Annotated in this window: 14 protein-coding genes and 3 pseudogenes; 8 read left to right on the top strand and 9 right to left on the bottom strand. The window is 69.4% G+C overall.

Annotated features, from left to right (window positions below; translation table 11 throughout):
* The first annotated feature begins 25 nt into the window (after positions 1 to 25).
* From NMN56_RS27985 to NMN56_RS43095, 4 genes and pseudogenes are all read left to right on the top strand, one after another.
* Complete coding sequence (locus tag NMN56_RS27985; RefSeq protein ID WP_274046418.1) at positions 26 to 385, top strand: hypothetical protein; 360 nt, start codon at positions 26 to 28, stop codon at positions 383 to 385.
* Positions 382 to 1,146 (top strand): SDR family NAD(P)-dependent oxidoreductase, encoded by a 765-nt coding sequence (locus NMN56_RS27980; protein WP_274046417.1) that lies wholly within the window; start codon positions 382 to 384, stop codon positions 1,144 to 1,146. The genes NMN56_RS27985 and NMN56_RS27980 overlap by 4 nt, the downstream gene beginning before the upstream one ends.
* Before the next feature lie 682 nt (positions 1,147 to 1,828).
* Positions 1,829 to 1,984, top strand: a pseudogene (locus NMN56_RS43380) (hypothetical protein); the annotation flags it as partial.
* 61 nt (positions 1,985 to 2,045) lie between these two features.
* Positions 2,046 to 2,396: pseudogene (locus NMN56_RS43095) on the top strand (copper amine oxidase); the annotation flags it as partial.
* On the opposite strand, the gene NMN56_RS27970 reads toward NMN56_RS43095, so the two are convergent.
* From NMN56_RS27970 to NMN56_RS43370, 4 genes are all read right to left on the bottom strand, one after another.
* Positions 2,347 to 2,943 (bottom strand): nuclear transport factor 2 family protein, encoded by a 597-nt coding sequence (locus NMN56_RS27970; RefSeq protein WP_274046416.1) that lies wholly within the window; start codon positions 2,941 to 2,943, stop codon positions 2,347 to 2,349. The pseudogene NMN56_RS43095 and the gene NMN56_RS27970 overlap by 50 nt on opposite strands.
* Positions 2,891 to 3,847: a DDE-type integrase/transposase/recombinase gene (locus NMN56_RS43375; protein ID WP_430542728.1), complete on the bottom strand. Its 957-nt coding sequence runs from the start codon at positions 3,845 to 3,847 to the stop codon at positions 2,891 to 2,893. Before NMN56_RS43375 ends, NMN56_RS27970 begins: the two co-directional genes overlap by 53 nt.
* 217 nt (positions 3,848 to 4,064) lie before the next feature.
* Complete coding sequence (locus NMN56_RS27965) at positions 4,065 to 5,423, bottom strand: asparagine synthase-related protein (protein ID WP_274046415.1); 1,359 nt, start codon at positions 5,421 to 5,423, stop codon at positions 4,065 to 4,067.
* Between the two features lie 593 nt (positions 5,424 to 6,016).
* Positions 6,017 to 6,157 carry a lasso RiPP family leader peptide-containing protein gene (locus NMN56_RS43370; RefSeq protein ID WP_274046414.1) on the bottom strand — a complete coding sequence of 47 codons (141 nt, stop codon included), beginning with the start codon at positions 6,155 to 6,157 and terminating at the stop codon, positions 6,017 to 6,019.
* A 186-nt stretch (positions 6,158 to 6,343) separates the two neighbouring features.
* On the opposite strand from NMN56_RS43370, the pseudogene NMN56_RS43090 reads away from it, so the two are divergent.
* The 3 genes and pseudogenes from NMN56_RS43090 to NMN56_RS27955 form a co-directional block, all read left to right on the top strand.
* Positions 6,344 to 6,421, top strand: a pseudogene (locus NMN56_RS43090) (hypothetical protein); the annotation flags it as partial.
* A 70-nt stretch (positions 6,422 to 6,491) separates the two neighbouring features.
* Positions 6,492 to 6,920, top strand: coding sequence for a DUF6192 family protein (locus NMN56_RS27960; protein ID WP_347178675.1), 429 nt, complete (start codon positions 6,492 to 6,494; stop codon positions 6,918 to 6,920).
* An 88-nt stretch (positions 6,921 to 7,008) separates the two neighbouring features.
* Entirely contained in the window at positions 7,009 to 7,851 is an 843-nt protein-coding gene (locus NMN56_RS27955; RefSeq protein ID WP_274046413.1) for an IS5 family transposase, read from the top strand.
* A gap of 24 nt (positions 7,852 to 7,875) precedes the next feature.
* Here the strand turns inward: NMN56_RS27955 and NMN56_RS27950 are convergent, their stop codons facing one another.
* Positions 7,876 to 8,259 carry a winged helix-turn-helix transcriptional regulator gene (locus NMN56_RS27950; RefSeq protein ID WP_274046412.1) on the bottom strand — a complete coding sequence of 128 codons (384 nt, stop codon included), beginning with the start codon at positions 8,257 to 8,259 and terminating at the stop codon, positions 7,876 to 7,878.
* A gap of 94 nt (positions 8,260 to 8,353) precedes the next feature.
* Here NMN56_RS27950 and NMN56_RS27945 point away from each other — a divergent pair, with 94 nt between their 5' ends.
* A complete protein-coding gene (locus NMN56_RS27945) occupies positions 8,354 to 8,998 on the top strand; it encodes an NADPH-dependent F420 reductase (protein ID WP_274046411.1) in 645 nt (214 codons plus the stop codon).
* 91 nt (positions 8,999 to 9,089) lie between these two features.
* Here the strand turns inward: NMN56_RS27945 and NMN56_RS27940 are convergent, their stop codons facing one another.
* From NMN56_RS27940 to NMN56_RS27925, 4 genes are all read right to left on the bottom strand, one after another.
* Entirely contained in the window at positions 9,090 to 9,398 is a 309-nt protein-coding gene (locus NMN56_RS27940) for a hypothetical protein (RefSeq protein WP_280842902.1), read from the bottom strand.
* A gap of 39 nt (positions 9,399 to 9,437) precedes the next feature.
* Positions 9,438 to 10,007 (bottom strand): hypothetical protein, encoded by a 570-nt coding sequence (locus NMN56_RS27935; RefSeq protein ID WP_274046409.1) that lies wholly within the window; start codon positions 10,005 to 10,007, stop codon positions 9,438 to 9,440.
* On the bottom strand, positions 10,004 to 10,651 hold the full coding sequence (locus NMN56_RS27930) for an RNA polymerase sigma factor (protein ID WP_274046408.1): 648 nt from the start codon (positions 10,649 to 10,651) through the stop codon (positions 10,004 to 10,006). The genes NMN56_RS27935 and NMN56_RS27930 overlap by 4 nt, the downstream gene beginning before the upstream one ends.
* Before the next feature lie 298 nt (positions 10,652 to 10,949).
* Entirely contained in the window at positions 10,950 to 11,747 is a 798-nt protein-coding gene (locus tag NMN56_RS27925; protein ID WP_274046407.1) for a hypothetical protein, read from the bottom strand.
* Positions 11,748 to 12,519 lie beyond the last annotated feature (772 nt).

Below are 12,519 nucleotides of genomic sequence, written 5' to 3'. Positions count from 1 at the left end.
CGCACCCCGACGAAAGGCACCACCTGTGACCTCCTCCGACACCCCGCTGCGCGTCCTGTTCTGCATCGGCGTCAACCAGAACTTCTTCGATCTGCCGACCGGGCAGCACAAGGACGTCTGGGCCGGCACCGTGGACATGCTCAAGCAGATGCACGAGCTGCCCGGCGTCGACGTCCTCGGCACCATCGACGACGACCAGCACATGGTCGGCCCGTCGGACGGCTGGCCCTGGACCTGTTACGTGCTCGCCGACGTCACCGACCAGGCGACCGTCGCCGCGGCCTGCAACCTGGTCCGCACCGTCCAGGTCGGCGAGTGCGGCCTGTGGCGCTACATGAAGATCGAGGCCCGCGTCGGCCGTCCGCTGCCGGACGTGACCCGATGAGCCCGCACACCTCTGATGGTGCCCGCCGGGCCGCCCTGGTGACCGGCGCGGCCGGCGGCCTCGGCCGCTGCGTCGCCGCCCGATTGCATGCCCAGGGCTACCGTGTCGCCCTGACCGACCTGGACGCCGAGGCCGCCGCCGAGGCCGCCGCCGAACTCGACCCGACGGGCGAGAGCGCTGTCGGCCTGGCCCTGGACGTGCGGGACAAGGACGCCTTCAGCCGAGCGCTCGATGATGTGGTGACGCGGTGGGGAGCCGTTCACGCCCTGGTGAACAACGCGGGCCACTCGAAGATCGAGTCGCTGATGGACATCACCCCGGAGAGCTTCACGGCGGTGGTCGACACCAACCTCAACGGTACGTTCTACGGATGCCAGGTCTTCGGGGCGTACTTCGCGGAGCGCGGCGACGGACGCATCGTCAACATCGCCTCGCTCGCCGGACAGAACGGCGGCACGGCGACGGGAGCCCACTACGCGGCGGCCAAGGGCGGTGTCGCCACCCTGACCAAGGTTTTCGCCCGCGATCTCGGCCCGCGCGGCGTGACGGTGAACGCCGTCTCCCCGGGGCCGCAGGACCTGCCGGTGGTGCGGCGGACCGTCGATCCGCAGAAGCTGGCCCAGACAGAGGCGATGATCCCGGTCGGCCGGCTCGGCCGGCCCGAGTTCATCGCGGACATGGTCGTCCTGCTGGTGGCCGAGCACGCCGACGTCGTCACCGGCGCGTGCTGGGACGCCAACGGGGGCCTCTTCATGCGCTGACCGCCAGGCGACGGGGAGATGCGTGCGGTCCCTGCGGGGTGTATGCGCCCCCGACCCCCGGAGGACCCGGAGAAGGGGCCCTGGCCGTTGGCGGATTCCAGGGGCCCTTCGCCCGTTGTGAGGCGCTCACAGGTACAGGGACTGGGTCCGCAGGTATCCGTCCGGATTCCCGGGGCCCGTTCCCGCCAGGCGCGTCGAACGCCTCGCGGGCTGCGCGGATCGCGGCGTCCACGTGTCTGCCTCCGCCGCCTCCGGTACAGGCTCCAGGCGCTCCTCGGTGCTGGGGGGGGGTGACGATTCGATGAGGCGGCCCGTATCGACACGGTCGGGACGGGATTGAGTCAGACCCTGGCGCAGTCATGGCCTTCCGGTCCGCCGTTGGACGCACGGTCAGTCACCACGGCATGCACACGGCACCCGTGACACGGACTTGGGACGCCGGCATGCACGCAATGGCAGTCAGCCCGTGCACCTGTGGCCGGCTACGGCCGACGAAGCCGCTCTGCGTTCCACCCCGACGAGCCGACTGCCGCGCCGAGTGCCACCCTTCAGTCACTCGGCGACGCGCGCGGGGCCGTGCCGTCACCCGCGGCTGCTGTTCTACGGACGGGACGTAGAACCAAGACTGCTGGAGCCGCCATGACCGGCCGACACGACCCGCTGGCCCCGTCACCAATGAGGGATCCGGGCGACGCGGGACCTCCTCAGCTCCTTCGGCCTGGGCGCCGGCACGACTCGGTTCGCCTGTCTCGGCCTGGACGAACCGGCCAAGGACAACCTGTACACGCCGGAGAACGCGGACCGAGTCGAAGGCCGGGTGCGGGTGCAACTCCAGGACACCCACGGGGCACCGGCCCGGGACGCCGTGGTGTCCCTGACCTACGCGCAGATGGTCTCGGACCGACCGTCCCATCGACGGGCGGCCCCTCGTCGTCCGGCACACCTTCGGCCTCACCCACGCCCCGCACCCGGAGGACCGGCCGATCATGCCGGTGGACTACACAGGCTTCAAGCTCAGGCCCTTCGGCTTCTTCGACCGCGATCCCACGCTCGACGTCCCGCTGAACGCGGAGGCCGCCCGGCCTGGGGTACGAACCGCTGCCCCAGTTGCCCAGCGGATTCGGCTGCCGAGTGTGACAGCGGACAGCTCCCGGCACCCTCGGCATCCGGAGGTTCCCGGTCGGCCGCCCGCGTCGGATGTCAGGCGTCCCGCACGTGCTCGTTGGTGTGATTGGTGCCCGGAGCCTTGAGGAGAACCGACTCCGACGGGTAGCTGCTGGTGAAGAAGTCGGGCAGGTCGACGATCGCCACGTTCTCCGTACGCGTACGAGTGATCTTCCACTGGCCGCCGATTCTGCGGAAGGCGTTGTTCAACCGGCTGGCCCGGACGAGGGACTTACCGTCGGAGAAGAGCCAAGGCTGGAAGTGGATCCACTGCCCGTCGGCCTCGTCACCGTGCACGTGGATCTGCTCCGACGTCAGCCAGTGAGCGTTCATGATCAGCTTCGGATCCTGCTGCTCCGGCCAGAAGTTACGGAAGTGGGCGCGGAGCTGGTCCTTGCCCACACACCGACCGAACTGGTCGCCGTAGTACTCCCCGACACCCTCCCAGATGGCGTCCTCGGCGTAGAGGTCCAGGATCAGCTCGATGCGCTGCTTGTCGTTCTTCACGCCGAACTCGGGGCAAGGAGTGTCGCAGAGGAACATGTAACGGGCCTGAACGCGGCGGATGTCCGCCTCCGCTTCAAGGACTTCGACACGCCGTACGAGCGCGTCGATCGTTGCTTGGTCGGTCATGCTCCGCACTGTGCACGCGAGACATCCGGACCGCCAGAGTCCGGTCCGCTGGCCGGAACACCGCTGCCAGCCGGAACGCCCCATGACACCGGCGGCTACCGTCAGTGAGACTGCGCTTGGCGGTGGAGCCGGGACGAACGCAGGCAGCTCCGTGCCGTCGAGGAGGAACGGAGCAGCTCTGCCACGGCACTCCCTGCCGTGGGGTGGAACGTGACGCCTGAACGCGTTGATTCGTCGCCGGCAGACAACGTTGGGGGCGCAACGGACCGGAATGGCCCGGCGAAGCACGTAAATCTAGAACAGTCCGCGGCAGCACGACTGCGCGCTGCTCTCGCGCGTATGCGCCAGGCGCTGTAAGTGCCGAATCGGGCGCAACATGGCCGGTGAAGTTTCCCCGTGATCCCGGACACTCGTTTGTTGTGCCGTGAGGGCGTGTTGATGCCGCTGCCTGGTCCCGGCCGGGGTGAGGTAGCCGAGGATCTTGCGCTTGCGCGGGCGGCGGCGGTTGTAGAAGGTCTCGATGAAGTTGAAGACCTCGGGGCGGGCGGTGGCCCGGCCGGGCCAGGTCCGGGTTCCGATCCCTTCTTTGAGCAGGGACCAGAAACTGTCCGCCGCGGCGTTGTCGAAACACGATCCGGTGCGTCCGCAGCTCTGCCCGCAGCCCCAACTCCCGTATTCCGTCCCGGAATTGCGCCGGGGCGTACTCGCTGCCGCGATCGCTGCGGACCACGCATCCGGGCTCCGGACCGCCTCGGCCGCAGGCCACCAGGGCATCCACGACGGGCTCGGCGCGGCGGTGGCCGGCCATCGCGTAACCGATGACCTCACGGGTGGCCAGGTCCAGCCAGCAGGCGGGACAGAGTCGGCCCTCGGCCGTCGGGAGACAGGTGATGTCGCCGACCAGCCGGGTGCCCGGGACGCTCGGCGTGGAAGTCGCGGCCGATCAGATCCGGGGCCGGCTTCGCCTTCGCATCCGGCCGGGTCAGCGAGCGGTGCTTGCGGCGGGTGACACCGCGGATGCCGCGCTCACGCATGACGCAGGCGATGCGCTTGCGGTTCACCCGGTGCCCCCGCGTTCGTCCAGCAGGACCATGCCGTCGTCAGTGGCGCAGGCGGTGACGTCACGGCGTAGTCGGTGCAACGTCCTTCTCCTTCGGCTGGTGCGTGTGTTCCAGGTCGCGCAGCCAGGCCTCTGCGCCCAGGGTGGCTTCCAGTTCGACGGCGCCACCGGTGAGCAGTTCGGGTGAGAGCAGCGCCCGGTGCAGTTGCTCCTCGTCGGCCAGGCCCGCTGCTACCAGCCGGGAGTCGCCGGCCCATGCGGCGAGGACAGGCCGGTGCAGTCGCAGGCCCTCGTGCCATTCGATGCCGCAGTGGTCCTTGGTCGTGCGCTCAAGGACGGGGGCCGGCACCAGGCCGTGCAGGGCCGTGGCGAGCAAGGGCTTGTAGGACCAGGGGGTGGCAGCCTCGTACGGGCGGGCGGCGAGGGCGGCATCAATGACGGCGTCGTCACAGAACGGGGTATGCACGGGCAGACCAGCGAGCGCCGCGTGGTGGCTGAGGTGCCCGGCGACCTGCCCGGCCTGCTGAATGGTGTGAATCCAGGCGTGTCGGCCGCGCTCGTGGTGCAGTGGCTCTGCGTCCTGGGCCGCCGCGTGCAGCCGATCGCGGCACAGTTGAATGGTCTGTTCGCTCGCCCATGGCGGAAGTTGCGGGCGCATGCCCCAGCCGGGGCCTGTGGGGGGAGAGGGCTTTGGCAGCTGTGTGGCGGTGTCGGTGAGCCAGGACGCGTAGGAGCGTGTATCGAGCAGGGTGCGCACGCTCACCCCTCGCGGCCAGCGGTGCTGCGCACGCAGTGCGGCGGCGTGCCGCATCCCGGATCCTGGAGCGTGGCGCAGCAGACGGTGCAGGTACGCCGGCGGTGGTTGGACGACGTGGTCCCCGCCGTGACCCGACATCCGCCAGCGGGCCCCGCGCGCCAGCATGGCATCGGCCAGGTACTGCTGTTGTTTCCAGTCGCGTAGGGCCACCGTCGGTTCGTCGGTCAGATCTTGGTGTTCGTCGAGCCCGCTGAAGTGGGCGGGCACTTCGGCCGAGGCGAACAGTATGTGCTCGACGCCGGTCAGATGCCGGGCAGCGTCGGTCGCGTAGGTCCGGTCCTGGTTGGTGGGGGCCCGCCAGTCCAGGGTCACGGCGGCCAGCCGTGCTCCGGCTTCGGCGGCAAGGAAGCACAGGGAGGTGGAGTCCATGCCACCGGACAGATCCGCGCCCACCACCTCACCCGGCCGCACCCGCAACGAGACTGCTCGCCGCAGCGCATCCCTGAGGCCGGCGGCGGCCTCGCGCAACGGCAGCTCGCGGGCGGGCGGCTGCCACCACCGCCTCGTGAGCACGCGCCCGTCCGGGCTGATCTCCACGGCGTGGCCCGGCGGCACCGCGTGCACGTCGCGCCAGAGCGCGCCGCTCGCGAGAGGGTGGGGCACCGTTCTACCGGCCAGGCGCAGGCCCAGCTCCGTGGGGCCAGTCCGGCACCGGTCAGCCGGGCGAGCACGCTGGAGCGGTCGGCGCACACGGTGCTGCCGTCCACGGCGGCCCGGTACATCTGGCGCTGTCCGGAGTGGCTGCCGCGAGTGTAGGTGCGTCCGGCGACGGAGGCGATGACGTAAAAGCAGCCGTGGGCTCCTGCCAGGGCCGCCTCGACCTGAGCCACCTCCCGCACCCGCCGAGTGCATCCAGCCAACTGGGCGGCGCTCACCGAACACGTCCCGACAACAGCCAGCCGTACCGCACCGGCGGCGTAGACGCTCACCTCCTCGTCAGACCAGCAGCCGACCAGCCACGGCCGACCCGAAGCGTGTGCCACCACCTGGAGCACGGCTGGGCGAGCCTCCGCCCGCAGACGTGTCAGAGTGCCCGGGGAGAAGTCCCGATCGGGCAAGACGACGAACCAGCAGGCAGGGACGGAGCCCATGAACCTCTCCAGGATGACGGGCCTCCACTCTGGAGGCTGGCGAAGAAGGCTGGGACCGCCGACCCAGGCAACTTAGCCATGGGCCGACAGTCGGTCATGTTTCAGTTACATTGCGTAATGATCCATAGGGCCTTCGGTGTAGTAGTGGCCAGGACCCTGCGTGGCCTCGGCATAGTCGCCGACCTCGACCAAGAGCGGCGGCTCGTAGACGTCGACGATCTCGACACTCGCCAGTGATTCCTTCACAGCGATCACCTCCGGGTACTTGAGAAGCGGAACTCCCGCCACTCACACACAGTTAGGCATGCGTGGCTAAGAGCGACCAGAGCGACGGACTGGTTTCACCCGTGCAAGGGATGGATCGGGGGCCCTCACGCCCTGGGGACGCGCGCCCAGCGCTCAGAAAACACGGCGTGCACAAGCCGCCCGGACGTGATCGCGCAGGTCAAGCCCGAGGACAAGATCCGGGCGGTCACCGAGCTGTCCCGCGAGGACCACGTGGCCGCGGCGGTCGCCCCGGAGTTCCTGCGCCGTCCGGACGTCGTGGAGAAGGTCGCGCCGGCCGACAAGGTGAAGGGTCGTGGAGGAGCTGACGCGGGACGAGACGGTCGCCGCCGAAGTGTCCACGGGGCTGCTTCGCAGGACGGGCGTCGCGTTCAAGGCGATGAGCGACGACATCGCCCGCCACCAGGTCAACCGGGACCAGGTCGAGCGCGGCCAGCAGGCCCGCGAGGACTTCGGGGAGAACCACCCCGTCACCCCCGCGATCCGCGCGATCGACCGTTCGATGGAGTTCCTCGACCTCGTCACGGCCTTCCACGTGTTCGTCGTGTCGTCCGGGCGGATCGTCCCCGGCCTGCGTGACCGCCAGCTCGGTGAGGACGAGCGCGTCATCGTCCACGAGAACGTCGCACGTGTGAGGGTGACCCTCGACTGGATCGAGACGGCCGTGGACACCGGGAAGGTCGACGGCGACGACGAACTCGCCAAGCTTCTGCAAGGCGGCTAAGAGGTCGCGCGGATAAGCGCGGTTGGGGACCCCGGCAGCAGAACGGACACAGGTCCCGGGCGATGCTCTGTGATCACTGGGGAGAACTGTGCCCGCGCTTCCGTCATGGCTGACAGAACCGCTCTGGGACCAATTCGTGGCCCTGCTGCCCGAGCGGTCGGAATTCCACCCGGACCATCCACTCGGCTGCCATCGCCGGCGCATCAGCGACCGGATCATCTTCGACAAGATGCTGCAACTGCTGCGCTTCCGTTGTTCTTACGAAGCGATCGCCGACACGGCCTGCTCGGCCACCACGATCCGCAGCCGCCGCGACGAGTGGATACAACTCGGCGTGTTCGCCCGGCTCAAGCAGATCGCGCTGGACTCCTACGACCGGATCGTCGGCCTCGTCCTCGATCAGATCGCCGTGGACGGCTCCATCACCAAGGCGCCTGGAGGCGGCGAGGTCGCCGGTCGCTCACCGGTCGACCGCGGCAAACAGGGTCTGAAACGCTCGGGCATGACGGACGGGTACGGCATTCCACTGGGTCGTGTCCTGGCCGGCGCCAACGGCCACGACTCCCCATTGCCTGCCCCGACCCTGGACCGCCTGGACGTCCTGGGTCCGTTGCCCGACGACATCACCGTGCATCTGGACGCCGGCTACGACTCCGGCAAGACCCGCACTCTGCTCAACGAACGCGGCCCGCACGGACACATCGCGCACAAGGGCGAGAAGGCGCCCATCCGGGCCAGTCAGCGTTGGCATGTCGAACGCACCCACGCCTGGCAGAACGCCTTCTACCGGCTCGCCCGCTGCTACGAGCGGCGCACCACCGTCATCGACGCCTTCTTCGACCTCGCCGACACGATCATCACCGTGCGCAGTCTGATCCGGCGGGCATGGACGACTCACCGCTGGGACGAACGCCCGAACCGCCGGCCATGACCGCACGCTCATCCGCACGACCTCTTATCTGACCGCTACTCGGTTGCCGATGCCAGTGCTGTGGTGCTCTTGAGCGGCAAGGACCTGATCGGCGTGATCGATCGCCCACTGGCCGAGGGCAGCCAGCGGTCCGTCAGCGAGGCTGCCGCCCAACTCGGACAGCTCATACGCCACGGAGCGGTCGGCCGGCGTGGTGATTCGTATGATCAAGCCGTTGGCGTGCAGACGTCGAAGCGTCTGGGTCAGGACCTTGTCGCTGACGCCCGCGATGCCACTCAGAAGGTCGATCCGGCGGCGTCTGCCCGCTCGCAGCGCCATCAGCACCACTGGGTCCCAGGTGTGAGCGATCAAGTCGGCGGCCAGGCGCACCGCACAGTCGGCGGCGAAGGGCGAGCAGTGGTCGTTCACGCGTCTCTTCCTACCGGATGCGGGCCTACCGATTGGTAGGTCCGAGGTTCCTACCGTAGCGAGGCATCAGGCCTTCGAGGAATGGGAGAGCGACGTGCGTATTGGAATTCTGGGCACCGGCGTGATGGCCTCGGCACTGGCGGAGGCGTGGACGCAACGTGGACACCACGTCCTCGTCGGAGGCCGTTCACAGGACAAGGCTCGGGCGATCGCCGAGCGGCTCGGCGACGCGGTCGAGGCGGTCGGCCCCGTGCAGGTGGCCAGGGCGAGCGATGCCGTGGTCGTGGCAGTGGCGTGGGAGGGGCTCGACCAGGTGCTCGCTCTCGCCGAGGCCGACGAGGGGTCATTGGCGGGCAAGGCCGTGATCGACTGCACCAACGCAGTCGACTACGCCTCCGGCCTGCTCAAGCCGCCCACCGGGTCGGCGGTACAGCACATCGCCGAGCGAGCCGTAGGCAGCCGCGTGGTCAAGGCGCTGCACCTGTTCGCGGGGACGAGCTGGCTGGCGCCGACGCCGACGGGGCAACCGAAGCGGACCGTGGCAATGTGCGGCGACGACGACGCGGCGCTCGACATCGCCGCCGAGCTGATCCGCGACCTCGGTGGCGTGCCCGCCGTGATAGGCGGACTGGAGCACGCCCGGCAGCTTGAAGACGTGGCAGGTTTCGTCATGCGGCTGGTCGCCGCGGGCCACAACCCCGTCACCGCCGTGCCCGTCGTCGACCGGTCACAGGACTGACGGACCAGCACTCACATCCGGCAGCACCCATCCGAGGTCATGCATGTACAGCCGCCATGATGGCAGCACAGGTCCCGGTGATCACTGAGCGTCACACCTCCGTGATCACCGGAACCTGTGCCCGCGTTACGACCGGTGCTCCCCACGCCGCCAATCTGTGCGAGCTCTTATCCGCTCGCGTGTTGATTTTCTGCACGAGCTGGATGAACAGCTCCACCAGCGAGTCGGTGATCTCCGTCTGGCGCACATGGCACAGCGTCGACAACAGCGTGTACCGCACCGGCCCGGCTGCCGCCCGCAGGGCCGAGGGGTACTCCTTCGCCGCCCGCGCCGCCGCAGCATCAGGACCGCCGCACCAACCACCTCGTACCCCGCGAGCGACGCCCACGCTGCTCAGCACCGTACGGGAGGAGAAGCGTCGTGCGGCGCCGCGCGCGCGTCAGCCGACGCGGACGGACGGGTCCAAGGCGCCCTTCCCGATGCCCGGGACGGCGCATGTGGGGGCCTTGTCCTTCTTGACCAGCCGGTAGGACATCGCCTTGACCGAGTCGTCGTCCTTGAACTCCGCGACGACGAGCAGGGTCGCGTTGTCCGGGATCATGTCGGTCCGGATGCGGGCCTTGCCGGGGTCGGAGGACAGGGACTCGAACTTGGTGGCCCAGTACTCCGCGGGCGAAACCTCGGTGCAGCCCTTGTCCGCCTTCAGGGCGACTGCGGGGACGCCCAGCTTCTTCAGCTGCTCCTGGAGTCCGGGCAGACCCTCGGCGCGGTTCAGGTCGAGGATCAGGGAGCCGTCGTCCTGCTTGTCCACGGCGTACGCGGGCGAGCCGCCGGAGCCGCTCATGGCCGGCACGACGACCGCCGCGGCTGCGGCTGCCACCGCGGCCAGGGCGAACGGGGTACGCCGACGGCGGGCAGGGACGGGCGCGGCAGGGGCAGGGGAGAGGGTGGTGGCCATGGCCGACAGTTCCGCCGCGAGCTGCTTCTTGAATCCGGTCGGCGTGGTCATGAGACAACCTCCAGGGTGCGTTCTGCGCGGACCGCGCTCGTCGTGGGCGCGGTCGGGTCGGTACGGTCGGCGACGGGTGGGTGTGCGGTGCGCAGTGCGCGCCTGGCACGGTGCAGACGCACCCGTACGGTCGTGGTGTTGAGGCCGAGTGCCTGTGCGGCCTCGCGCGGGCTGAGGCCGTCGACGGCCACCAGATCGAGGACCGCGCGCAGCGGTTCGATCAGCTCCGCGTGCCGCTCGGTCAGTTCGCGGGCGGCGCGTTCGGCGTCGATGCGTTCGTCGAGGGCGGCGATGTCCTCCTCGTCCAGCAGCCGCCGCCCGTTGAGCCGGGCGACCGCGTGCTGTTCACGGACGCTGCCGCGGTAATGAGCGGAGAGGACGTTGCGGGCGATGCCGTACAGCCAGGCGGCGGGAGCCCCGCGCTTGGCGTCGTACTGACCAGCGGCCTCCAGCGCGGCGACGAAGATGTCGGCGGTGAGGTCGGCGGCCACCTGCGGGCAGGCCGTGCGCCGGGTGACGAAGCCGAGGACGGCGTCGAAGTTCTCCTCGTAGAAGAGCGCGAAGCCGGCGGCGTCCGGCCGTGGCGGGGCGGCCCGGCTCGCCGGTGGTCGGACCGCTGCGGCCCGTTCGGGTATCAGGGGCACCCGTGCCTCCAAGGTGGTTGGTGATCCCTTACACCCGGTACTTGGCCGGACGAAGGTGAACTGTTTCACCGGTACCAGGTCCCAGTCGCCGCCCACCGGCGTCCAGCACATCCTCGGGCGGGCCGCTCCCGGCGCATGAACGTTCCCACCCCTTCGTCGGCTACTGGTGCGGCCTAGCGAAGAGGCCGGGCGCGAAGCAACGGGGAGGGGCAGAGGGGCGACGGCTACTTTGCACCGTGGGTCAGAGATAGGACACCGGGGCCGGGATCCCCGCGAGTTCGTGGAAACTGAAGGTTCTTCAGCGGGAACCCGAGGGCTCGGGGCTGCCATTGTCGGGGGTGGGCCCGTGGGTTCCTGGCGAACTCGCGGGGTCGGCTTCGAGGTCGGCCTGGAGAAGCTGGCGGGCGGAGTCCGCGTAGCGGATGGAGGTCTTCTCGTCGATGCCGAAGACGAGCGCGAGGTGGAGCGGGTCGGCGCCGTGGGTGAGGGCCTCTTCGAGCTGCCGGTCGACGCGGAGGCGTTCGAGAGTGGCGGTGAGGTTGCGGTTGGCCCGGGTGGTCCAGAGCTTGCCGGCCGGTCCGAGTTCGACGGCGGTCTTCTGGGTGATCAGCAGGTGGGGGTTGGCCGTGTTCGGCCAGCGGCTGCGGCGGTGGTCGAGCCAGTCCAGAACAGCGTGGCGGGTGAGGCCGTCGAGCGGGCGGACGTGGCCGCCGACGGTGATGCGCCGGTTGCCCACGTCGACGTCGTTCAGCTGCATGGTGTGGATCATCTTCGGCCGTGCCGCGTGGACGGCGGCCAGAGCGACGATGAGCCGGATGTCCGGGGTGGCGGCGGTGGCGATGGCCTCGCCGATGTCCGCCTGGACAAGGGCCTGGAGGACACTGCCGCTCTGCCGGGGGACACGTATGCGGATCGTGGGGTTGTGGAAGACCTGGCCGTCCTTCTTCGCGTGCCGGAACAGCGACCGCAGGGTGACGATCCGGCTCGCGCTGTTTGCCGGTGACAGCGTCCCGGGCTGCGATGATCTCCTCCCGGGTGACCTCTCGCAGGTGGTCGTAGCGGCTGGACCACTCCAGCAACACCGGATGGATCTCACTCAGGTAAGCCCATGTCGTATGCCGGGAGCGAGGCTCGGACCGCGGACCGCCGTCGAGGAGAGTGCGAACCCAGGCTTCGACGGCGCGATGAATGCCCGGAGGCATCCCGTCGAGTTTTCGCTCCAGCCACCGGTCGACGGCGGGAGCCCGGTCGTCGACGAACAGACCGAGACGGTCGAGGACTTCGGCGGTCCGCACGACGGGAAGCCCACGGACGCGCAGGGCCGGGAAGAGCTCGGAGTATCGGATCGACTCACCTGCGCGGAAGCCGGACAGCACGATGACCAGGGCTCGGTTCACGTCGCTGGTGATCCAGCGGCTCCAGCCGCGGGCTTCTCCCAACACCCGAGCGGCCTGCTGGGCCCGGATCAGCCAGGGATTGGCCAGGTCGGCGTGGAGTTCCCGGTCGAACCGGCGGAAGTCCCGAGTGGCAGTGAACAGCGTCAGCTGCGTCGATGCCGCGGTCCCGCGATGCGGTTCGGGAAGCGGCGGGGGCTTCAGCACCCGCCGTCCGGCCTTGCCGACTCGCGGCCCGCCGTTCTTGGGCCGCTGGAGGGTTCGCGAAGAACAACTGCTGGCAGGTCACCCGCTGTAGGTACGGCTCGATCACCGAAGCCTTGCCGCTGGCCTTAGAGGTCCTTTCGGAGTGATCTTGTGTGGCACGGTGGAGGGGTAGGTGATCGCGCTCGTTGGGGGTGAGGATGGCTCGCGCGAAGCCGTGGGAGGTCAGCGATGAGCTGTGGGCGGTGATCGAGCCGCTGTTGCCGGAGC

This window comes from Streptomyces iconiensis, from assembly GCF_028657195.3.
GTDB classification, from domain to species: Bacteria; Actinomycetota; Actinomycetes; order Streptomycetales; family Streptomycetaceae; genus Streptomyces; species Streptomyces iconiensis.
Note: the sequence above shows the minus strand (reverse complement) of the source record. Positions and strands in the feature narration are given on the sequence as shown.

Excerpts from the sequence above, each read along its gene's own strand:
- NMN56_RS27935 (WP_274046409.1), bottom strand. The coding sequence starts at position 10,007 with ATGACCACGCCGACCGGATTCAAGAAGCAGCTCGCGGCGGAACTGTCG.
- NMN56_RS27980 (WP_274046417.1), top strand. The coding sequence starts at position 382 with ATGAGCCCGCACACCTCTGATGGTGCCCGCCGGGCCGCCCTGGTGACC.
- NMN56_RS27970 (WP_274046416.1), bottom strand. The coding sequence starts at position 2,943 with ATGACCGACCAAGCAACGATCGACGCGCTCGTACGGCGTGTCGAAGTC.